Source organism: uncultured Castellaniella sp. (assembly GCF_937988725.1).
GTDB lineage: Bacteria > Pseudomonadota > Gammaproteobacteria > Burkholderiales > Burkholderiaceae_B > Castellaniella.
The window spans coordinates 989,211-1,010,661 of record NZ_CALKHS010000010.1 but is presented as its reverse complement, the minus strand read 5'-3'; the positions used below and the strand labels follow the sequence as shown (position 1 = coordinate 1,010,661).

The window sequence follows — 21,451 nt, the reverse complement described above, 5'->3', positions numbered from 1 at the left end:
TCCGACGGCATGCGCCGCACGTTTTTATTCTTGCAGGGGCCCTGCTCGCCCTTTTTCCGTGAGCTGGCGTGCGCGTTGCGCCAGGCCGGCCATGCGGTCCGCCGCGTGAATTTCACGGCGGGCGATGCGCTGTATTGGCGGCTGGGCGGTTCGGTATCGTTTCGCGGGCGGGGGGCGCAGTTGCCGGCGTTCTATCGGCGATGGATCGGCCAATGGCGGGTGACCGACGTAGTGCTGTTCGGCGACTGCCGGCCGGTGCATCGGCCGGCGATTGCGCTGGCCCGTTTGCTGGGCCTGCGGGTGCATGTTTTCGAGGAAGGCTATTTCCGCCCGCATCGCATCACGCTGGAGCGGGGCGGGGTGAATGCGCATTCACCCTTGATGCCGGTGCTGCGGCGGGACGCGGCGCCGGATTTCGAGCCTCCCGGCGAACCGACCGCCTTCAAGTCGCCCTTCTGGCGTCGGGCCGCGCACGATGTGGCCTACCACGTGGCGGGCGCGGCGAATCCGGTTCTGTTTCCGTTCTATCGCAATCACGCCCGCTACGTTGCGCCGTTGGAGTACCTGGGCTATGCGTGGCGTCTGCCGGCGCTGCGCTGGCATCGATCACGGGATGACCGGGTGTTGAAAGCCCTGTTGCTGCAGCGCAGACGGTTTTTCGTGCTGCCCCTGCAGCTGGATGGCGACAGCCAGATTCGCCGGCATTCGCCTTTCGGCAATATGCGGGAATTGATGCAGGGCGTGCTGGATTCTTTTGCGCGGCATGCGCCGACCGATGCGGCGCTGGTGGTGAAGAATCATCCGCTGGATCCGGGATTGGCGCGCCATGGGCGGGTGTTGCGGCGCATGGCGCGTCGGTCCGGCCTGGAAGACCGCGTGTTTTACATGGAAACCGGGCAGTTGCCCCGATTGCTGCGCCGGGCCGCCGGGGTGGTGACGGTCAACAGCACGGTGGGCTCGCTGGCGCTGGAAGCCGGTCTGCCACTGATGGTGCTGGGGCGCGCGCTGTATGCCCAGCCAGGCCTGGTGCATGATGGGGATCTGGACAGTTTCTGGACTGCGGGCTTGCCGCCGGATGCGCAGCGTTTTCGTCGCCTGCGTCAGCGAGTGCTGGCGCAGGCGACGGTGAATGGCGGTTTCTACTGCCCGATGGGGATCGCACTGGCGGTGCAGAACAGTCTGCCGCGCTTGCTGGAAGACTGATGCGCAGGATTCTCATCACTGGCGCCACGAGCGCCATCGGTTCGGCCCTGGCGCGCGAGTATGCCGCGCCGGACGTGACTCTGATCCTGCATGGCCGGCGCGAGGACGTCCTGGCGCGTGTGGCGCGAACCTGTACGGCTCGGGGAGCCGTGGTGCAGCGTCACTGCCTGGATGTTAGGGACGGGCCGGCGCTGCAAGTCTGGCTCGAAGGGCTGGGGGCCCTGGACCTGGTCGTCATCAACGCCGGCATGAACACGCATGTGGGGTCGAAGGGTGAACCGGAGCCCTGGGACGAGGTGGACGCCTTGCTGGATGTGAATTTGAAGGCGTCCATGCGGATTGCTCAGACGATCCTGCCCGCCATGCGGGCGCGGCGCCGGGGACAGATCGCGTTCATGAGTTCCCTGGCTGGGTATTTCGGCCTGCCGATCACGCCGGCCTATAGCGCCAGCAAGGCCGGGATCAAAGCTTACGGCGAGGCCCTGCGCGGCTGGCTGGCCCCCGAGGGCATCCACGTCAGCGTGATCATGCCGGGCTACGTCAAATCCCCCATGTGCGACAGCATGCCCGGCCCCAAACCCTGGGTGTGGACGCCGGAGCGAGCCGCACGCGAGATCCGGCGTGGTCTGACACGGGATCGGGCGCGCATCAGCTTTCCGTTCCCCCTGAATTGGGGAACCTGGTGGCTGGCCGTGTTGCCGGCAGCACTATCGCATCGCATCGTGCGCTGGATGGGCTATCATCCCAGTAGGTAAGAGCTGATGTGCGCTTTTCTGGAGACGGGCATGACGGCAGTGGTGAAGAAGGTCGCGCTGACTGAAATGGATATTCCTGAATTGGCCCAAGACGCTTTTCGGGCGGCACGCAGTCGAGCGTTGCATTCCGGCAGTAGCGTGCTGATTGCCGTGAATGGTCACTTGGTTCGAGAGAACCCGGACGGGTCTCATGTCGTGCTGAAGGCATTGAGACCGGGAAGGAAGGTTGTCGCCGGTAGCCGCATTATCCTGGGTGATTAGGCTGCATGGCACGGGTGCGGATGTTCGCCGGCCCAAATGGGTCAGGAAAGAGCACTCTGAAGGACGTGGTTTCCGAAGAGCTGTTGGGGGTTTATGTCAACCCTGACGATCTGGAAAAGAGTTGGCGTCAGTCGGGAAGTCTCAGGTTCTCTGATTTCAAGGTGTGTGTCCATCCTGATGAGGTCCTGGATTTTTTCAATCGTTCCGAATTTCTGAATAAGGCAGGCATGGCGCCTCTGGTGTCAGGCCTGACCGTTGACGATGGACGGCTCCATCAGCATCCCGAGTGCGTCAATTCGTATCTGGCATCGGTCGCTTCCGACTTCATTCGTCGCCAGTTGCTTGCACAACGTATCAGCTTCTCGTTCGAGACGGTCATGTCATCGCCGGACAAGGTGGACTTCTTGCGAGAAGCCAGGCAAGCAGGATTTAGAACATATCTGTACTACATTGCCACGGAAGACCCGGAGATCAATGTGTCACGCGTGAAATATCGTGTGTCGGCGGGTGGACACGATGTCCCAAGAGACAAGATATTGTCTCGCTATGAGAATTCCTTGCGGTTGCTGGCACGGGCGATCAAGGCGTCCGATCGAGCGTATGTTTTTGATAATTCCAATGAGACGCGTATCTGGCTGGCGGAAGTGACAGGCGGGAAAGAGTTGAGTTTCAAAACGGACCGGATGCCCTACTGGTTCGGCAAACATGTTTTGGACGAGCTTGGGGCGAATTAATCGGTGCCTGTGCTGGATTTGACGTCTGTGCTGGCGGCGGCATCGCTGGGCGCGGCTCTGTCCGTCGCCATTGAACGCCTGATGGCGCCGCGCCCGCCGCTGCGTCGACCTGCGGCGGCCTGGGCCGTGCATGCGGGGCTATGGTGCCTGGCGCACGCGGCTCTGACGCTGGCGTTGGGGCGGCCGTGGTTTGCGGCAGCCGTGGTGTGCGCGTTCTGGCTGGTGCTGGTGCTGGTCAATAATGCCAAATACAAGTCCCTGCGCGAGCCCTTTGTCTTTCACGATTATGAATACTTTACCGACGCGATCCGCCATCCGCGTCTGTACATCCCGTTCCTGGGCTGGGCGAAGTTTTCGGGGGCGACGGTTGGGGTGCTGCTGGCGGTGGCGGTCGGCCTGTGGGCGGAGGAAGCCCTGGAAGACCGCTGGAACTGGAGCGGGCATCTGGGTGGCTTGTGCGCGGTTGCGCTATCGGGAGGGCTGTTGCTGTGGGGTGGGGCGAGTCGCCTGCCTGCGGCGACCTTTCGGCCGGCGCAGGACCTGGCAGCGCTGGGGTTTCTGGCTTGCCTGTGGCGATATGCGCGCGCCGCTGGTCAGCGGCCCTGTCTGGCGTCGCCCTTCGATTTTGCCGCGCAGGGTCGTCCGGTGGCGGCTTCTGCTCACGCGGCCGTCTCGCATACCGGCACGCTGGGCGCGGATCTGCCGCATCTCGTCGCCATCCAGAGCGAATCGTTTTTCGACCCGCGCGTGCTCTATGCGGGCATCCGCCGCGATGTGCTGGCGCAATTCGACCGATTGCGCGGTGATGCGGCGCTGTGCGGGGATCTGACCGTGCCGGCCTGGGGCGCCAATACCATCCGCACGGAATTTGCCTTTTTGTCCGGCATCGCCGCCGAGCGGCTGGGCGTGCACCGTTTCAATCCCTATCGGGCGCTGGCTGCGGAGTGGCGGCTGGCTTCGCTGGCGTCCTGGCTGAAGGCCCTGGGTTACCGCACGGTCTGCGTGCATCCTTATCCAGCCGCTTTCTATCAGCGTGACCGGGTCTATCCACAACTGGGTTTCGACGCTTTTTTCGACATACACGCCTTTGCCGGCCGTCGCCCCGAAGGCCCGTACGTGGGGGATGGCGCTGTGGCGGACAAGGTGTCTGGCCTGCTGAGCCAGTCCGGCCGCCCGCTGTTCGTGATGGCGATCACCATGGAAAACCATGGCCCCTTGCACCTGGAAACGGTGAGGCCGGATGAGCTGGATGCTTTGTATACCCAGCCGCCGCCGCCGGACTGCAAAGATCTGACAGTCTATCTGCGCCATTTGCGCCATGCCGACCAGATGGCCGCCAGCCTGCGCGACACCCTGGAATCCCTGGACCGGCCCGCCAGCCTGTGCTGGTATGGCGATCACGTGCCCATCATGCCGGAAGTCTATCGTCGTTACGGCCTGCCGTCGGGCCGCGTGCCTTATGTCTGCTGGAACAACTGGGCGTCCGCCCCCGGCCGGTCGGTGGATCTGGCCGCCGAGGATCTGTCGAGGCACTGGCTGCAGAGGATCGGATTGATGCAGTGACAATTGTGCCCGTCAGGATTCTTCCGATCTGGCCGGTGCGGGGTGTTCAAGCCACAATGGCCGCTCTGATTTACCCGAGGTCAGCGCTATGTTTAATCGTCAGAGGCCTGATAGGCATCTGGAATTGTTGCTTGATGCGCAACATGCTACATTATGATCAAGTCTTTCCGGCACAGAGGGCTGAGGCGCTTCTTCGAGACAGGGTCCCTGTCGGGTGTCCAGGCACGCCATGGCAAGCGGCTTCGGCTGCAATTGGCTGCGCTCGATACGGCCATGGTGCTGTCCGATCTGGATATTCCGGGGTTCGGCCTGCATCCCTTGAAAGGTCTCATGAAAGGCCGGTGGGCGATGTCCGTCAATGGAAACTGGCGCATCACTTTCGAATTCAGGGACGGCAACGTCTACATACTGGACTATGAGGACTACCATTGATGGAGATGCATAATCCTCCTCATCCGGGCGAGTTCATCTCGGCCGTCTATCTGGAACCCAATGGGGTCAGCGGCCGTGAGTTGGCGGCAGGCCTTGGCGTTGCCGCCTCCACGCTCAGCCGGGTGCTGAATGGCTCCAGCCGCGTGACGCCCGAAATGGCGCTGCGCCTTTCGAAGGCGGTCGGGCGCAGTCCGGAAAGCTGGCTGGCCATGCAAGATGCTCACGATTTATGGCTTGCACGGCAGCGGGTAGATCTGCAGGGTGTCAGCCGTTTGGCTTTTGCCGCGTCTTGAAAATCCCCCCGACAACCGCATATATCGCATATCGGGGCGCAGCGCCCCCTCCCTACAAAGGGCTCCACCCATGCGATTCGACAAACTGACGACGAAGTTCCAGCAGGCGCTGGCCGACGCTCAAAGCCTGGCCGTGCGTCACGATCATCCCTATATTGAAAACGTCCACCTGCTGTCGGCCCTGCTGGCCGATGCGGACAGCGGCGCGACCAGCCTCCTGGCGCGGGCCGGCGTGGCCGTGCCCCGGCTGCAGGCCGAACTGGACCGCCAGATGAAGGCCTTGCCCACCGTGCAGGGCGCCGAGGGCAATGTGCAGGCCGGCCGCGACCTTCAGGCCGCCCTGGCCCGCACCGACAAGGAAGCCGGCCAGCGCGGCGACACCTACATCGCCAGCGAACTCTACCTGCTGGCCCTGGCCGATGACAAAGGCGACATCGGCCGCGCCCTGCGCGAGGCGGGCCTGCAGCGCAAGGCCCTGGAAGCCGCCATCGAAGCCGTGCGCGGCGGCGCGTCCGTATCGGGCGCGGAAGACGAGGACAACCGCCAGGCGCTGAAGAAATACACCCTGGACCTGACGGCCCGCGCGCGGGAAGGCAAGCTCGACCCCGTCATCGGGCGCGACGATGAGATCCGCCGCACCATCCAGATCCTGCAGCGCCGCACGAAGAACAACCCGGTGCTGATCGGCGAACCCGGCGTGGGCAAGACCGCCATCGTCGAAGGCCTGGCGCAGCGCATCGTCAATGGCGAGGTCCCGGAGACCTTGAAGGGCAAGCGCGTCCTGACGCTGGACCTGGCTGGGCTGCTGGCGGGCGCCAAGTACCGCGGCGAATTCGAGGAGCGCCTCAAGGCCGTGCTGAAGGAACTGTCCCAGGATTCGGGGCAGACCATCGTCTTCATCGACGAGCTGCACACCATGGTGGGCGCGGGCAAGGCCGAGGGCGCCATGGACGCGGGCAATATGCTCAAGCCCGCCCTGTCGCGCGGCGAACTGCACTGCGTGGGCGCCACGACGCTGGACGAATACCGCCAGTACATCGAAAAGGACGCCGCGCTGGAGCGGCGTTTCCAGAAGGTGCTGGTGGACGAGCCCAATGTGGAATCCACCATCGCCATCCTGCGCGGCCTGCAGGAACGCTATGAACTGCACCATGGCGTGCAGATCACCGACCCGGCCATCGTGGCGGCGGCGGAATTGTCGCATCGCTACATCACCGACCGCTTCCTGCCGGACAAGGCCATCGACCTGATCGATGAAGCCGCCGCCCGCATCCGCATGGAAATCGATTCCAAGCCGGAAGTCATGGATCGGCTCGACCGGCGCATCATCCAGCTGAAGATCGAGCGCGAGGCCGTGCGCAAGGACACCGACGAAGCGTCCGAGCGCCGCCTGAAGGCGATCGAGGAAGAACTCGAGACCCTGCAGCGCGAATACAACGACTACGAGGAAGTCTGGAAGGCGGAAAAGGCCGCCGTCCAGGGCTCGCAAGCGGTGAAAGAGGAAATCGACCAGGTCCGCGCGGAAATGGCCGAACTGCAGCGCAAGGGCCAGTACGACAAGCTGGCGGAACTGCAGTACGGCCGCCTGCCGGAACTGGAGTCCCGGCTGAAGGCCGCCGAATCCGCCCCGAAGGACGTGGAGGCCGGCAAGCCGCGCCTGCTGCGCACCCAGGTCGGCGCCGAGGAAATCGCCGAGGTCGTCTCACGGGCGACCGGCATTCCCGTGTCGCGCATGATGCAGGGCGAGCGCGCGAAACTGCTGGGCATGGAAGCCGTGCTGCACGAACGGGTCGTGGGCCAGGACGAGGCCGTGCGCCTGGTGTCCGAGGCCATCCGCCGCTCGCGCGCGGGGCTGTCCGATCCGAACCGGCCGTATGGTTCCTTCCTGTTCCTGGGGCCGACCGGCGTGGGCAAGACCGAACTGACCAAGGCCCTGGCGCGTTTCCTGTTCGATTCGGACAACCACCTGGTGCGCATCGACATGAGCGAGTTCATGGAAAAGCATTCCGTGGCCCGCCTGATCGGCGCGCCTCCGGGTTATGTGGGCTACGAGGAGGGCGGCTATCTGACCGAGGCCGTGCGCCGCAAGCCCTACAGCGTGATCCTGCTGGATGAAGTCGAAAAGGCGCACCCGGACGTGTTCAACGTGCTGCTGCAGGTCCTGGACGACGGCCGGCTGACCGACGGCCAGGGGCGCACCGTCGATTTCCGCAACACCGTGATCATCATGACCTCGAACATCGGTTCGCAGCATATCCAGAACATGGCGGACCAGCCCTACGACGTGGTCAAGGAAGTCATCCGGGACGAGCTGAAGACCGCTTTCCGGCCGGAATTCCTGAACCGGATCGACGAGATCGTGGTCTTCCATGGCCTGGATGCCACGCATATCGAGCCGATCGCCCGCATCCAGCTCAAGCGCCTGGCCGAGCGCATGGCCCAGCAGGACATGCGCCTGGAAGTCACCGACGCCGCCGTCAAGGAACTGGCCCGGGTGGGTTACGACCCGGTGTTCGGAGCCCGGCCGCTGAAGCGCGCCATCCAGCAGTACCTGGAAAACCCGGTCGCCCGCCTGATCCTGGACGGTACCTTCGGCCCGCGCGACGTGGTGCCGGTGGACTGGGACGGCGAGAAGTTCGTCTTCGAACGCACGCTGCAGTAAGCATTCGGGCGGCCGCGCTCGCATGCGCCGGGCCGTCTCCTGTTCGTGAATCCCATGTCGGGGTTCAATGGGCGGGAGACGGCCCGGTTTGCATTCGTGGCTGTGTCCTCATCCGCCGGACGCGTCCCGGCGGGAGCGCCAGTCGTGTCGTTCCTGTCAGGGTTGCGCCTGATGGATGCGCGGCAGGTTGAGTTCGATCCAGTCGGCCAGGACGCGCACTTTTTCGGCCGCCTCGCGGCCCAGCGGGGTCAGGCTGTATTCGACGTGGGGCGGCACGACTTCCAGGGCGGTGCGCAGCACCAGCCCGTCGCCTTCCAGCCACTGCAAGGTCTGCGCCAGCATGCGTTCGCTGACGCCGCCAATGGCGCGCCGCAATTCGCTGAAGCGGTGCATCCGGGTTTCCAGGACGATCAGCACCAGCACGCCCCAGCGGCTGGTGACGTGCTTGAGCACTTCGCGCGAAGGGCAATCAGCCGCCAGCAGGTTGCCTGGGCGCAACTGCTGGGACAGCGATAGAGGTGGATCGGACGGCAGATCATTCATGGCAGGGCCTGGGGTAGAGGAAGCGCCGCGTGGGCGGCTTTCATCGAATAGTGGATCAGATCAGTATTCTCATACTAACATTTCTGTGCGTACTTACTAAAAGTTTGTTTATGATTTACAGTGGCGTCACTGTCACATTCACGGATGAATTCACATGACTATCGCCATCACCGGCGCTACCGGACAACTGGGCCGCCTCGTTATCGAACACCTGAAGACCCGCGTGTCGCCTTCCCAATTGCGCGCGCTGGCGCGCACGCCGGTCAAGGCGGCCGACCTGGGCATCCAGGCGTATGCGGCCGACTACGACCAGCCGCAGACCTTGGCGGCGGCATTGGCGGGCGTGGATACCTTGCTGCTGATTTCTTCCAGCGAAGTCGGCCGCCGCGCCGCACAGCATCGCCATGCGATTGATGCCGCCCGGGCAGCGGGCGTGCGGCGCATCGTCTACACCAGCCTGCTGCGCGCCGATACATCGGCGCTGAGCCTGGCGGGTGAACACCGGGAAACCGAACAGATGCTGAAGGATTCCGGCCTGGCCTGGACGATTCTGCGCAACGGCTGGTACACCGAAAACTACATGGGTTCCGTCGCAGGTGCGCTGGCGGGCGGCGTGCTGGTCGGCAGCGCCGGCCAGGGCCGGATCGCCTCAGCCGCGCGCACCGACTACGCCGAAGCGGCCGCCGTGGCCCTGACGACCGCAGGTCACGAAGGGAAAACCTATGAATTGGCCGGCGACGCCGCCTATACGCTGGACGATCTGGCGGCGGAAATCTCGCGCCAGTCAGGCCGGACGATTCCCTACCGGAACCTGCCCGTGGCCGACTACGCCGCCATCCTGGCAGGCCACGGCCTGCCGCAAGGCCTGGCGGAAGCGATCGCCGGCTGGGACGCCGACGCGTCCCAGGGTGCGCTGTACGACGATGGCCGCCAGCTCTCGAAACTGATCGGCCGGCCCACGACCCCGATGTCCGAGTCCGTGGCCGCCGCGCTGAAAGCCTGAAGCGCCGCTCAGGACCGCTTGACGATCAGGCCGTAGACGAACAGCACGATCAGGGCGCCGACGATGGAACCGATCCAGCCGGCGCCTTGCCCCACCTGATACAGCCCCAGAGCGGCCCCCAGGTATCCGGCCACGACCGCCCCCACGATCCCCAGGACCGTGGTCATGATGAATCCCAGCTTCTGATCGCCCGGCATGATGGCCCGGGCGATCAGGCCGACGATGAAACCCACGACGATCATGCTGATAATGCCCATGGAGCGCTCCTGCAAGTTGTTTTTGACTCGCCTAGATTAGCGTCCGGCCGCTTCCACGTCTACCTCGACCGCCATGATCGGACGCGGATACAGGCGACGGCGTTCGCGCAGCGCCCGGCGTGGTATCCGATCCGCTAGGCCACCTTTGGGGTGTTCTCTTGGGAGAAAGATGGGTGATTATTCAGAATCTAAAGCGGGTAGTTGTGAGTGGCGGCTAACGACCCAAAGCCGCCGGATCAGTCTCTCGTGCTCCGTTGGCAGGTGTTTAAGTGGAGCAGCCGTCCGAGCACAAAGGTCGTGGACAGGGCCTCTCCGCAGCTGTCGCTCTAACCCGTGTAATGGAAGGGTGTGGATTACGGTCGCGTTGAGCTACCGTGCAGGTCTGCCTTGATCTCAGCGAGTGCATCGTACTGGTTTTGATCATGAACTCTTGCGGGTTTCGGTTAGGCGATCCCTTCTTCGTGGCGCTCAACCCGCACCCTGCAGTCAGCTAGCGTAATCTCTGGTTGATTCTCGCTTCAGTATCCTCCCGAGCAGCTTCCCGCTCGTAGGTATCTGTCAGCTTCATAAGCAGTTCGGAAGCCACGTACGGCGATGACATCCGGAGCTGCTGGGCCCACTTTCTGTATTTGTCGGCCAGTTGGCGTTCCTGATCCCCGCCGGGACCTCGAGTATGAACCCCTCGTGAGTTGTACACGCCGGTATGTGCTCCGCGCATCATATCCTCGGACTGAAGATCTTCCATCACGGTTCTCACCGCCTCACAAGGCCAGGCGCCGTCCTTGCCGATCTGCGCCGAGGCAAGCAGTTCTCCAATTACGACATCAGCGATTTCGATGCGCGACAGCTCCGCGCAGGACTTGCGCACGGTTTCGGTCCACTTTGCCAGGCGCTCAGCATCAATGGTCCCTTGTTCGTCGCTTCCAGGGATTCTTTTCATTGCTTGTATGAGCTTGTAGCCTCGTTCAGCCATTGATCTGGCTTTTTCTGCTTCAACTCTGAATTCAGGAGGGTCCTCCGCTCGGTCACTGCGTTCGTACGTCCATACGATGGCTTGGACCAGTACTTCAGGGTGGTCCTCGATGTAGCGCTCGAGGTTCGGAATTGCGGACTTGGCACGCTGGTCCCATCCGCGGTCAAGCACTTCTAGATACGCGAATTCAAGGCTGGCCTTCTGTTCGAGTGACAGTTCGGAAGTCTTGTTGATGCATTCGAAGGCCCTTTCGACGTGGTAGTGTTCAAGCAGGTATTCGCCCGCCTTGTCGTCGCCGTCCTGTGCCATGACCGTGAGAAGTTGGAAGAGCGTGCGGACCGGTAGCTTTTCGGGGTGATACTTCGCGAGTGCAAACGCTGCGCGTGGTCGCCTGGCCTTCATGAGCATGTCGACCGCCTTGGCGATCTCCACAGGGGAGTCCCCCATCCAGCCGGGAACGACCTCCTTCCAGTACCGCGTCTCAACCTCCTCTCCATATGAGGAGACCAGCGACCAAGTGCCTTCGCCGAAGGGCGCGAGCGCCAGGAAGCGGGCCGCGTTGTCGGGACCAATCGCTGTAATGGCAGAGCTTAAGAATGCTTCGCGCTTTTGGTCGTTGGGCATCACGCCTAAAGCGCCTTGGATCAGCCATTCCGATGCTCGGGCCGCAGACTCGCTCTCGCTCCTTTTCTGGAAGGCTTGGGTCAGGAGGGCGAGCAGCTCTTCGTCGTCCAGCACTCGCTCGGCCACAAGGGCGCCGATGATTCCCGATGCTCCGCTACGGGTTGCCGTATCGAGCAAGCCGGCGACGCCATACTGCCCGTGGATTTCTTTCAGCGCATCGGCCCGCTGCTTCCGGATCCGCGCCTCGCGCTCTTCATAGTTAATTTTCTCTAGGTCTTCGAGCTCGTCGGCAGACTCTTCGATCCAAGTGCCCTTGAAAAGCCACGCGTGCTTGTCGAGGAGATTGCTCGGTTCAAGCGCGGCATGGATGTGCTTTGCAGCAGCCGCTACACGGGATTGCTTGCCGCTTTTCCTCGCGCGCAGAGTTGCGCGACGGGACAACGTCGAGACTCGAATCTTCTCGCGTAACGCAATCTTGTCGCTGTCGCTTGCGGTCTTCGCCCATGCCTCGACCAGCGCCCATACGCGATCCTGATCAGCATCCGCCAGGTCGTGGAGGCGGTCAATTAGGTCAGACAGCATCGACACCGAGTAGCGTGGCTGCGATAAGGCTAGCTCTATCATTTTGCCTGCGAACTCTAATATCGGCCCCCACGTCGGAAACGGCTCACCGTGGCCGTATCCGTCCGGGCGCCAAGTCGGCTTGTGGCTGTAGTCCCCGACTTGATGGTGATTGCCGAATTGCGCGACGCAAAGCGTCCAGGCGACATCCGGGAACCTGCTGAACAGGACTTTTACCAGCGCCAGACGCTCGTCATTATTGGCTGCGGTCTGGGGCATCCACGATCGGAATATCGCTGCCAGCGAATGCGCCGGTTTGTTGACCCAGTTGTCGTTGATCTCTACCTGCGCGAGACGTGCGAGAATCATCACCGTACGAGGAAGCGTCTCCGGATTCCATGCGAGCCCTTCCAACGCCCAGAGCAGTCCAGTGCGGCTGGGACTGCCGAATATGCCGGACCCAGCGGGACGAAGGAGGCCGAAAACTGCGGGACTGCTCGTCTTCAGGTCGCGCTCGATGATCGAGAGAAATTCGGTCGGCGCCGCTTCAGCGTAGAGGGGCAGGTCGCGGTCGTTGGCTTCGAGGGTGCGCGTGGTGAGGGGATCGCTAAGTAGGTCGCGCACTACCAGGGCCGCCTCGACCTCCGTATCTATCCCCAAGCGTGCCTTGAAAAGGCCCACGCCGTGAACGGCTAGGAGTACGAGCGTTTCCGAAATGCCCTGACGGAACGCTGGAGAAAATTCCCGAGTCTTGCCGTGAATGGACGCGGCCCATCGCTGGTCTTCGGCGAGATCAAGAGAGGGATCATCCTCACCCAGCACCATCCGAGCGACGTCGAAATACCGCTTCAGGTCATCGCAGGTCACGTAGCGAGCAATGGCGTAGAGTAGGTCGATCTTCGAGACGACCCCGCGATATGTCCCGATGGACCAGAGCGGTGAGTCATTCAGTTGGATCAGGCGTTGGAAGTCCTTTTCCAGTGCTTCGTACGCGCGGTCGCCTGCCAGCAGGGACAGTCCTGCCATGTCGGTTTCGTTGAGCGCGTGCCACGCGCCTACCAGCATGAAGGCGATTAGGTTCTCCGGGGCGTGTTGCTGTGTCGCCCAAAGTGGCATTCGTACGGCCTCGACGGTCGCGAGCCGGCGGCGCAGGACGGTCAGTGAGCGTCCCGACTCGTTTGCTAGGCTCTTGATCTCGTCCCGGTTCTTGCCGATGCCTTTAAGCGCGGAATCGAATGTTTCGAAACTGACGGGTTCTAAAACGATATCCGGCTCTGCGTTAACGGAGTTCCTTGGATACACCACGATGGAGTGCAATTGTTCAGCGTACGGCGCGAGTTCAAGTTCGACTTCGCGCGAGTGCACTACTGGAATGAACGGCCTCGTCCCGCCTGCAAGTTTCGGTAGGACACCAGCTTTATCGAAAACCAGGATCTGGTACCGATAAGGTTCCAGCTCGGCACTTCCTTCGGAGCCAAAGCACTGGGCAACAAAGGCCAGCGCTTCGTCGGTGGAGTCCGCTGCGACCACGATTGGACCTTTGGGCCCCTTCGCGAGGCGGGAAGCGAGCTTGCGCTTCGCGTCCTCGATGGCCGAACTGAACAGCGAGCCGGGCAGCGGTGGAGTCGCCACGTTCGCCCAGTCTGTCCAGCACTTGTCGAGCGAGCGGACGCTCTGCGTCGGGGATCCTGTCTCGTTGGCAAACCATGCTTGGCCGGGCAGAGACTGCTCCACCCACTGCTCAAGGTCGCTGGAGTCATAGGCCCGGACGTCTTTCCAGGAACCTTCTTTCTTCTTTTCAGTAACCCAAGCGTTTTTGCCAGCCCATCTGCGAGGAGTGACGAAAACGAATTCCATCGATGCCCTGTCATTTGCATCAGTTGCAGCTACGCTTTTCTTGTAATCTTTGTCCGCCTTCGTCTTAGGATCCTCGTTGGTGCCAAACTCCCAACCCGAGTGGCCAGCCGGCACCCAAGCAGTTCCCTCGGTCGCCACAATTCGACCGTCCCAGCCGGCACGCTGGGAGTCGTCGTTACCCGGGAAGTCGACTTCCGTGAGTCCGCTCCCTGTCGAATGGACCAAGGTCCTCAGGAATACCGCGAACCTGCTGCGAGCGACGATGTTGTGCGAAGCCCAACTTTCTATGTCGTTGGCTTTAATTGCCAGGAACGGGGGGACATACGCTTTCGCGTTCGTCGGGACACTCTTCTGTTTAGCCTTGAAGGCGTCGTACTGAGCCTGCATTTCGAGCAGATCTTTCCTGGGGAATCCGAATGCCTTCTCGATGCGAGTCGCCATATCGGCAGTGAGGGACGCTTTCCCGTTAAGCAGGTTGGAAAGTGCCGGACGTCCGACGCCAATAAGCTCGGCGGCTTTAGTCACGGACATCTTCGCCGGGAAAACCTCTGCCTTGATGCGTTCGCCAGGATGACGGACTTCGCTGGTATCCATATGCTTCCAATCGCTATCTGTTGACTGTGGATCAATGGCAGTGATTATACTGTATTGTGTAGCGCTACACAATACAGTATTTCATCGCATTTCGCGTTAGTGTCGACCAGCATCGGGCGAACAACTTGGCTGAATAGTCAGTTAGCAAGTATGAACCATCAATGGTTGCGCTAATCGGGAGGGCGGCCTGGCCTGCCGCCGGAGCTTGCGAGTGTCCGCTTAGGCCGCGAGAATTCATAGCCCGTGCGGCAGGTTTCGCGGTGGACCGGTCTTCTGGATGTCTGCTCAAGCGGGAAACCGAGCGCCGGCAGTTGGCCGAAAGTAGTCATTCGATTAAAACAGCGCCTGCCCGCACCGCAAGGTATGCTTAGACAAGCATCCGCCTTCATGCTTAGCTGGACGTGGACTTCAATCCCCGCACCAGTCCGTCCCAACCCTCGTCAATCGGTGCAGCCAGGTGCTGGGGCGCGCTGTTGGAGCTTACTCGTCCACATCCGGCGAAGCCGCCAAATCGCGACCGGCGCGCCCCAGCACCTGGCTGCACCGATGAGGTGCAACTACCCAGCCGCCCTTACGACGCCTCCAGCACCAGCCCCCACAACTGCCGCACCGCATCCCTTTCCCGCACCAACTCTGTAGCCGGCACCCGAGCCTTCTCCGCCCCCTGCAGCCGTAGCGCGTGCTGCCTCCGCCGGAACACCCGGTACGCATCGGCCACTTCCGCCGCCAGCAGTCCCGGAATCAGCCCCGCTTGCGCAGCCAGCCCCAGCAAGGCGATGTTCCCCAGGTTCCCCAGCAGCTCCGGATGCGCCCCCGATTGGCTGAGCACCAGGAACTGCGTGATGAACTCGATGTCCACCATCCCGCCCCGGTCGTGCTTCAGATCGAAATCCCCGCTGCGGTTCGGGTGTCCCTGGGAAATTTTTTCGCGCATCGACAGCACGTCGCCGCGCAGCACGTCGGGGTCGCGGGGCAGCAGCAGGATGCGCTGGCGGATGTCCTCGAAGCGGGCGCCGATGGCCGCGTCCCCCGCGACGAAGCGGGCGCGCGTCAGCGCCTGGTGTTCCCAGGGCCAGGCCTGGTTCAGCTGATAGTGCTCGAAGGCGTCGATGGGCAGCGCCAGCAGGCCGGCGTCGCCGTCGGGGCGCAGGCGCAGGTCGATCTCGTACAGGCGGCCCGACGAGGTCAGCGTGGACAGCCAGGACGCCACGCGGCGCCCCAGCTTGGCATAGCGCTCGCCCGCGTCCTGGTCCGGGTCGTCGTACAGGAAGACCAGGTCCAGGTCGGAGGCGTAGCCGATTTCCTTGCCGCCCAGCTTGCCGTAGGCAATGATGGCGAAGCGCGGGACGCCCGGGTCCGCGCGGCGTTCGCGCGGCAGCACCTGGGGCCAGACCCGGTGGATGGCCTCGGCCAGCATCAGGTCGGCCAGGGCCGACAGGTGGTCAGCCAGGCTCTCGACGCTGATGACGTTTTCCAGGTCCTGGGCCAGCAGCTGGAAGGTGATCTGGTGCTGCGCGTCGCGCATCAGATTCATCTGCTGTTCGATGTCGGGCTGGCCGTCCGGCAGGACGCAGGCGTCCAGGTCGCTGCGCAATTGTTCGGCGATCGCCGGGAAATCGGGGGCCTGCATCAGGCTGCGCCATTCGATCAGGCTGTCGAGCAGCAGGGGATAGCGGCTCAGGTACTGCGATGCCCAGGGGCTGGCGCTGATGATGCGGGCCACGCGGGCCAGGGTTTCCGGATATTCGGCCAGCAGCGCCAGATAGGCGCTGCGCTGGGCGATGTGTTCGACCAGATTCAGCAGGCGCAGCAGGGTGGCGGGCGGGTCGTCCGTCCGCGTGGCGGCCTGCATCAGGCTGGGCAGCAGGGTCTGCAGGCGTTGCTGGCTGGTGCGCGGCAGGCTCTGGATCCGGTGGCTGTCCATCAGGGCGTCGATGCGGGCCTGCATGTCCCGGGCCTGTTCGTCGGAGACGGCCGCCGGGGCCGTGTCGGGTTCGGGCGGCGCGTCTTCGGCCGTCGTGTCGCAGCCCATGCCCGCGATGCGGAAGGCGTCGTGAAAGCATTGCGATACGTAGGCCCGGTGCCGTTCCAGCGTCGCCTGGAAATCGGCGGCGTCGGAGTGACCCATGGCTTGGGCCAGCGCGGCCAGCCCGCCCGGATCGTGGGGCAGCAGGTGGGTCTGTTCGTCTTCCCGGTACTGCAGCAGGTGCTCGACGCGGCGCAGGTACTGGTAGGCGGTTTCCAGGCCGCGCGCCTGCGTGTCGTCCAGGATCCCCGCGCGGTGCTGCTTGTGCAGGGCGGCCAGCAGATTGCGCTGTTGCAGCGACGGCTGGCGTCCCCCCCGGATCAGCTGGTTCAGCTGGATCACGAACTCGATTTCCCGGATGCCGCCTTCGCCCAGCTTGATGTTGTGCCGGGTGTCGACGCCGTGCCGCGCGTTGGCGCGGCGCTGCCAGTCCATGCGGATGCGCTCGCGCAGGCCGCGCAGCGCCGCGAGCGCGTCGAAATCGAAATACTTGCGATAGACGAAGGGCCGGCGCAGGGATTCCAGCGTCTGAGCCTGGGCCGTGAAGCTTGCTTCGTCGAACAGCGGGCAGGGGATCAGGCGGGCCTTCAGCCAGGCGTAGCGTTCCCATTCGCGCCCCTGGGCGACCAGATAGTTTTCCAGGGCGGCCAGGCTCCAGGCCAGCGGCCCGCTGTCGCCGTCGGGACGCAGCCGCAGGTCGGTGCGAAAGACGTAGCCGTCGGCATCCAGTTCCGACAGGATCGGCATCATCAGGCGGCAGACCTTGCCGTAGAACTCGTGGTGGCTGATGCGCCGTCGGCCGTCGGTCTCGCCTTCCTCGTCGTACAGCATGATCAGGTCGATGTCGGACGAGACGTTCAGTTCCTTGCCCCCCAGCTTGCCCATGCCCAGGATCAGCATGTCCTGGGGGGCGCCGGTGTCGGGGTGGCGCGGCGTGCCGTGGATGTCCGTCAGCGCGCGCATGGCGCAGGCGTAGGCCTGGCCGATGGCCAGGTCGGCCAGGGCGGACATGGCGGCTACGACTTCGTGCAGCGGCGCCAGCCCCGCGATGTCGCGCGCCATCAGGGTGAGAAAGACGCGCTGGCGCAGGCGCCGCAAGGCCCGTTGCAGCGCGGGCCGGTCGGGGGCCTGATCCGGGTCGCCGCCCAGCGCCTGGGCGTACCAGGCCTGGATCGTCTTGCGGCCGACCGGTTCGGCGCCGTCGGCCAGCAGCCGGGCGCGGTCGTCGGGGCGGGCCATCAGGTGGCGCCGCAGGGCGCCGGACCATTGCAGGGCGGGCTCTAATATAATGGTTCGGGACATCGGATCCATCGGCGGTTCGGTGAAACTGGGCCCGGTGCAGCCGGGCTGGCAGGGGGCTTTAACATACTGCAAAACCCGGCATGCGCCAATTCATATTGAAGCTTTCCTCTGTCTGGTCACGGCGCGTTCTCGCGGTGTTGCTCTGCCTGTACTTCGGGCTGGGGATCGCGCTGCTGGCGGGGCGCTACCTGATCCTGCCCCGCCTGGACGATTGGCGGCCGCAGATTGCCGCCCAGTTGTCGCAGACGCTCGGGGCGCAGGTGTCGCTGGGTGCCATCCAGGTGTCCTGGCGGGGCTGGAACCCGCAGTTCGATCTCCGCCAGGTGCGGGTGATCGATGCGCAGGGGCGCGCGCTGCTGACGGCGCCCAGCGTCCGGGCCGGCCTGAACTGGGCGGCATTGCTGCCGGGCCGCCAGGGGGTGTTGCGCCTGCGGGTGCGGGGCATGGATCTGGGCCTGACCCGCCTGCCCGACGGGCAGTTCAGCCTGCTGGGCCAGACGGTGACGCTGGATCGGCAGGCGGATTCGGTCTCGATGCCCGCCTGGCTGCAATGGGTGCTGAACCAGCCTCTGATCGCCTTCCAGGATGCCACGCTGCGCTGGCATGACCAGCGGCGTGGGGCTCCCGAACTGATCCTGCGCGACGTCCAGGCGGTCTTGCGCCGCCAGGGGATCGACGAGTGGGGGCTGTCCTTGTCGGCGCGGGCGCCGATGGCGGGCGATGCCCGCCTGGATGGCCGCCTGGTGGCGAACGTCCAGCCGCTGGAGGGACGGCAGAAGATGCTGGACTGGCGGGGCTGGCTGCAGCTTGATGGGGCCGGGGCCCAGGATTGGCGGCCCTGGATCGAGCTGCCGGCCGCTCTGGAACAGGGGCGGCTGGATGCGCAGTTCTGGGCCCGGCCGGGGCCGCGGGTCCCGGAACTGACCGCCTTGCTGGGACTGCAGTCCGTTCTGTGGACGGCCTCGGCCTCCGACAGCGTGCAGGTGCCGCGGGCCGAACTCTGGATGCAGGGCGGAGTGGATCAATGGCAGGCCCTGGCTCAGGGCGACGCCGCCCCGCAAGGCCTGGCATTCGATCTGCGCACCCGGGACGTCCGTCTGGCTCAGCCTCAATGGTTCGACGCGCCGCTGGCGTTCGGCACGGTGGCGGCGCGCGGCCGCGTGGCGCATGCGGCGCAATGGTCGGTGCAGCTGCAGCGGCTGGACTGGCGCAATGCCGACATCGACCTGCAGGGTGAAGGCCGCTGGGATGGCGGCGGCCCGGCGGGGAATGCCGATTTCCAGGGCACGATCTCCCGCGCCCGCCTGGACGCCATCCATCGCTACCTGCCCCGTGAAGTCAATGCCGATGCCCGGGAATGGCTGGCCAAGGGCCTGCAGGCGGGCACGCTCTTCAATGGCCATTGGCTCCTGCGCGGGGATCTGGCCGAATTTCCCTTCGGCGTTCAGCCGCAGGCGGGCGACTTCCAGGTGCGGGGGGATTTCCGGGATGCCCGGATCGAATTCGTGCCGGATGCGTCCAAGGCGCAGTCCTGGCCCCTGCTGCAGGACCTGGACGGGACGGCCGATCTGCATCGCATGGATCTGCGCCTGACGGCGTCGGCGGCCCGCATGGAGCCGGTCCAGGGGCAGGTGATCCGCCTGAACGGCTTGCGGGCCAGGATCCCCGATCTGGAACATGACGCCACCTTGCAGGTGTCGGGCCACAGCGCGGCCGATGGCGACGCCTATATGGCCTTGATCCGCCAGTCGCCCCTGGCCCATCTGCTGGACGGGGTCTTCGACGAGGCGACGGCGGGCGGGGATTGGCGGGTGCCGCTGTCCCTGACCATTCCGCTCCTGAATGCCGAGGACAGCCAGGTGCAGGGCCGCATCGACCTGCAGCAAGGCCGGCTGCGCTTCCTGCCGCAGGCGCCGGCCTTCGAGGCCATGGACGGCAGCCTGTTCTTCAGCGAACAGGGCGTGCGGCTGGCCCAGCCGCTGTCCGCCCAGGTGCTGGGGGGCGCGGTGCAGGTGCAGGGCGCGCTGGGCGGCAAGCAGGCGGCCGGCCTGTCCTTCCAGGGCCGCCTGACGGCCAAGGCGCTGGCGGCCTTCGTCGGCGTCCCGGGCATGGACCGCCTGTCGGGCGCCTTGAATTACCAGGCGCGGCTGGCGCGCCAGGGCCACGCCTATGAGTTCACCCTGAATTCGGATACGCGCGGCCTGGCCCTGGACTTTCCGGCGCCGCTGGCCAAGCCGGCCGAACAACCGAGAACCCTGAATGTGCGCTGGACGGACGCGGATGCGCAGGCCGACGTGCTGGACGCGCGCCTGGGCGATCTGGTCACGGTGAAATTGCGGCATGTGCGGCGCGCGCGCCAGGGCCCGTATTTCGAACAGGCGCTGGTCGGGCTGGGCCAGGCGGCGGACGACGGGGGGCCCGGCCTGCGGCTGGCGCTGCGCTACCCCCTGCTCGACCTGGATCGCTGGAACCGGATCGTGGATGAATTTTCCATCCCCCGGCGCGGCCATGAGACCGAGTCCCGGTCGGCGGCCCGGCGGCCCTTGTGGCCGGACCTGTCCCTGCTCAGCGTGCAGGCGGACCAGCTGAGGATGCAGGCCACGCGCCTGGACCAGGCCGTGCTGCGCGTGACGCGCACCCCCGACGAGCGCTGGTCCCTGAACCTGCGCTCACGGCAGACGACCGGCACCTTGAAGTGGCGGGAACTGGACGGCCGGGTGCAGGGCCCGATGTCCGGGCGTTTCTCCCGTCTCAGCCTGGGCGACGATGCCCGGGACACGCAGTCCCTGTTGCCCGACGCCGAGCCGGACGAGGACGCCCGGTTCGACGACGATCTGGAAATTCCCGGCCTGATCCTGCAGGCCGATGATCTGCGCCTGTATGGCCGGTCCATGGGCGCCCTGTCGCTGGAAGGCGTGCGCGACAGCACGCGCCACGTCTGGCAGTTGAACCATCTGCGCATGGGCGACGAGGATGCTCGGCTGCAGGGCAGCGGCACCTGGCGCCTGCGCGGTCCGGACCGGGGGCTCAGCCTGAAGGCGACCGTCGCGGCCAAGGATATGGGGGCCTGGCTGTCCCGGGCGGGCTGGCCGGGCGTGCTGTCGGGCGGCCAGGGCACGCTGAAGGGGGACTTCACCTGGCGCAATCTGCCCTGGCGCCACGACAAGGCCGATCTGCGGGGCAGCCTGCAGATCCAGCTGGACAAGGGGCGTTTCCTGAAGATCGGTTCGCATACGGCCAAGCTGCTGGAATTCCTGTCGCTGCAGTCGATCACGCGCCTCAACCGCCTGGAACAGGGCCTGGTGGGCCTGCCCAAGGACGGCTTTCCGTTCGACCAGCTGCGCGGGTCCCTGACCCTGGATCAGGGGGTCGTGCAGGCCCGCGACTACAAGGTCATCGGCTCCGTGGGCACGATCCTGCTGGAAGGCAGCACCAACATCCTGGACGAGACCCTGGACCTGCAGGCGGTCATGGTGCCCAACCTGGACGTCAGCGGCGCCGCCCTGGCGGCCGGCATCGCCGTCAATCCCCTGATCGGGCTGGGCGCCTTCGTCACCCAGTGGCTGCTGAAGACGCCGCTGGCCAGGGCCATGACGGTGCGCTATCAGGTCACGGGGACCTGGGACGAGCCCAAGGTCAAGGAGATTCCCGTGAGCGGGGCGGCCCAGGCGGGACGCGAGTCGCCGCAGACGGGGCCCGGCGCCGGGCGCTAGGATGCCGGGACGGGGCGGCGCGTTCGCGGCCCGCGCATGAAAAAAGCTCCCGAAGGAGCTTTTTTCACGGATGCGGCAACATCTGCGGGTGGCGC

At 64.7% G+C, this 21,451-nt stretch carries 14 protein-coding genes; 10 read left to right on the top strand and 4 right to left on the bottom strand.

Features of this window, described 5'->3' with window-relative positions; genetic code table 11:
* The first annotated feature begins 9 nt into the window (after positions 1-9).
* From Q0263_RS15265 to clpB, 8 genes are all read left to right on the top strand, one after another.
* The gene (locus tag Q0263_RS15265) at positions 10-1,203 is read left to right on the top strand and encodes a capsular biosynthesis protein (protein ID WP_298017953.1); all 1,194 of its coding nucleotides are present in this window, start codon (positions 10-12) and stop codon (positions 1,201-1,203) included.
* Positions 1,203-1,958, top strand: a complete 756-nt coding sequence (locus Q0263_RS15260; RefSeq protein WP_298017950.1) for an SDR family NAD(P)-dependent oxidoreductase — start codon at positions 1,203-1,205, stop codon at positions 1,956-1,958. The genes Q0263_RS15265 and Q0263_RS15260 overlap by 1 nt, the downstream gene beginning before the upstream one ends.
* A gap of 30 nt (positions 1,959-1,988) precedes the next feature.
* The gene (locus Q0263_RS15255) at positions 1,989-2,219 is read left to right on the top strand and encodes a hypothetical protein (RefSeq protein WP_298017948.1); all 231 of its coding nucleotides are present in this window, start codon (positions 1,989-1,991) and stop codon (positions 2,217-2,219) included.
* A 5-nt stretch (positions 2,220-2,224) separates the two neighbouring features.
* Positions 2,225-2,953, top strand: a complete 729-nt coding sequence (locus Q0263_RS15250; RefSeq protein WP_298017945.1) for a zeta toxin family protein — start codon at positions 2,225-2,227, stop codon at positions 2,951-2,953.
* A 27-nt stretch (positions 2,954-2,980) separates the two neighbouring features.
* Positions 2,981-4,516, top strand: coding sequence for an LTA synthase family protein (locus Q0263_RS15245; protein WP_298019146.1), 1,536 nt, complete (start codon positions 2,981-2,983; stop codon positions 4,514-4,516).
* Positions 4,517-4,669: 153 nt separating this feature from the next.
* Positions 4,670-4,948: a type II toxin-antitoxin system RelE/ParE family toxin gene (locus tag Q0263_RS15240; protein WP_298017943.1), complete on the top strand. Its 279-nt coding sequence runs from the start codon at positions 4,670-4,672 to the stop codon at positions 4,946-4,948.
* Positions 4,948-5,241, top strand: coding sequence for a HigA family addiction module antitoxin (locus Q0263_RS15235; RefSeq protein WP_298017940.1), 294 nt, complete (start codon positions 4,948-4,950; stop codon positions 5,239-5,241). The genes Q0263_RS15240 and Q0263_RS15235 overlap by 1 nt, the downstream gene beginning before the upstream one ends.
* Positions 5,242-5,311: 70 nt before the next feature.
* A complete protein-coding gene (gene clpB, locus Q0263_RS15230) occupies positions 5,312-7,903 on the top strand; it encodes an ATP-dependent chaperone ClpB (protein WP_298017938.1) in 2,592 nt (863 codons plus the stop codon).
* Between the two features lie 156 nt (positions 7,904-8,059).
* Here clpB and Q0263_RS15225 read toward each other — a convergent pair whose 3' ends face one another.
* Positions 8,060-8,446 (bottom strand): helix-turn-helix domain-containing protein, encoded by a 387-nt coding sequence (locus Q0263_RS15225; protein WP_298017936.1) that lies wholly within the window; start codon positions 8,444-8,446, stop codon positions 8,060-8,062.
* A gap of 154 nt (positions 8,447-8,600) precedes the next feature.
* Between Q0263_RS15225 and Q0263_RS15220 the strand changes: the two genes are divergently transcribed.
* Positions 8,601-9,449 carry an SDR family oxidoreductase gene (locus Q0263_RS15220; RefSeq protein WP_298017933.1) on the top strand — a complete coding sequence of 283 codons (849 nt, stop codon included), beginning with the start codon at positions 8,601-8,603 and terminating at the stop codon, positions 9,447-9,449.
* An 8-nt stretch (positions 9,450-9,457) separates the two neighbouring features.
* On the opposite strand, the gene Q0263_RS15215 is transcribed toward Q0263_RS15220, so the two are convergent.
* The 3 genes from Q0263_RS15215 to glnE all read right to left on the bottom strand — a co-directional run bounded on the left by Q0263_RS15215 (position 9,458) and on the right by glnE (position 17,643).
* Complete coding sequence (locus Q0263_RS15215; protein ID WP_298017931.1) at positions 9,458-9,706, bottom strand: GlsB/YeaQ/YmgE family stress response membrane protein; 249 nt, start codon at positions 9,704-9,706, stop codon at positions 9,458-9,460.
* A 490-nt stretch (positions 9,707-10,196) separates the two neighbouring features.
* On the bottom strand, positions 10,197-14,315 hold the full coding sequence (locus tag Q0263_RS15210; protein WP_298017929.1) for a HigA family addiction module antitoxin: 4,119 nt from the start codon (positions 14,313-14,315) through the stop codon (positions 10,197-10,199).
* A 571-nt stretch (positions 14,316-14,886) separates the two neighbouring features.
* Positions 14,887-17,643: a bifunctional [glutamate--ammonia ligase]-adenylyl-L-tyrosine phosphorylase/[glutamate--ammonia-ligase] adenylyltransferase gene (gene glnE / locus Q0263_RS15205; protein ID WP_298017927.1), complete on the bottom strand. Its 2,757-nt coding sequence runs from the start codon at positions 17,641-17,643 to the stop codon at positions 14,887-14,889.
* Between the two features lie 80 nt (positions 17,644-17,723).
* Here glnE and Q0263_RS15200 point away from each other — a divergent pair, with 80 nt between their 5' ends.
* A complete protein-coding gene (locus tag Q0263_RS15200; RefSeq protein WP_298017923.1) occupies positions 17,724-21,356 on the top strand; it encodes a YhdP family protein in 3,633 nt (1,210 codons plus the stop codon).
* The last annotated feature ends 95 nt before the right edge of the window (positions 21,357-21,451 follow it).

What these genes read in the sequence shown, in the direction of transcription:
- Q0263_RS15250 (WP_298017945.1), top strand. Translation starts at nt 2,225, where the DNA reads ATGGCACGGGTGCGGATGTTCGCCGGCCCAAATGGGTCAGGAAAGAGC.
- Q0263_RS15255 (WP_298017948.1), top strand. Translation starts at nt 1,989, where the DNA reads ATGACGGCAGTGGTGAAGAAGGTCGCGCTGACTGAAATGGATATTCCT.
- Q0263_RS15220 (WP_298017933.1), top strand. Translation starts at nt 8,601, where the DNA reads ATGACTATCGCCATCACCGGCGCTACCGGACAACTGGGCCGCCTCGTT.
- Q0263_RS15215 (WP_298017931.1), bottom strand. Translation starts at nt 9,706, where the DNA reads ATGGGCATTATCAGCATGATCGTCGTGGGTTTCATCGTCGGCCTGATC.
- Q0263_RS15260 (WP_298017950.1), top strand. Translation starts at nt 1,203, where the DNA reads ATGCGCAGGATTCTCATCACTGGCGCCACGAGCGCCATCGGTTCGGCC.
- Q0263_RS15265 (WP_298017953.1), top strand. Translation starts at nt 10, where the DNA reads ATGCGCCGCACGTTTTTATTCTTGCAGGGGCCCTGCTCGCCCTTTTTC.
- clpB (WP_298017938.1), top strand. Translation starts at nt 5,312, where the DNA reads ATGCGATTCGACAAACTGACGACGAAGTTCCAGCAGGCGCTGGCCGAC.
- Q0263_RS15225 (WP_298017936.1), bottom strand. Translation starts at nt 8,446, where the DNA reads ATGAATGATCTGCCGTCCGATCCACCTCTATCGCTGTCCCAGCAGTTG.
- Q0263_RS15235 (WP_298017940.1), top strand. Translation starts at nt 4,948, where the DNA reads ATGGAGATGCATAATCCTCCTCATCCGGGCGAGTTCATCTCGGCCGTC.
- Q0263_RS15240 (WP_298017943.1), top strand. Translation starts at nt 4,670, where the DNA reads ATGATCAAGTCTTTCCGGCACAGAGGGCTGAGGCGCTTCTTCGAGACA.
- glnE (WP_298017927.1), bottom strand. Translation starts at nt 17,643, where the DNA reads ATGTCCCGAACCATTATATTAGAGCCCGCCCTGCAATGGTCCGGCGCC.
- Q0263_RS15210 (WP_298017929.1), bottom strand. Translation starts at nt 14,315, where the DNA reads ATGGATACCAGCGAAGTCCGTCATCCTGGCGAACGCATCAAGGCAGAG.
- Q0263_RS15200 (WP_298017923.1), top strand. Translation starts at nt 17,724, where the DNA reads ATGCGCCAATTCATATTGAAGCTTTCCTCTGTCTGGTCACGGCGCGTT.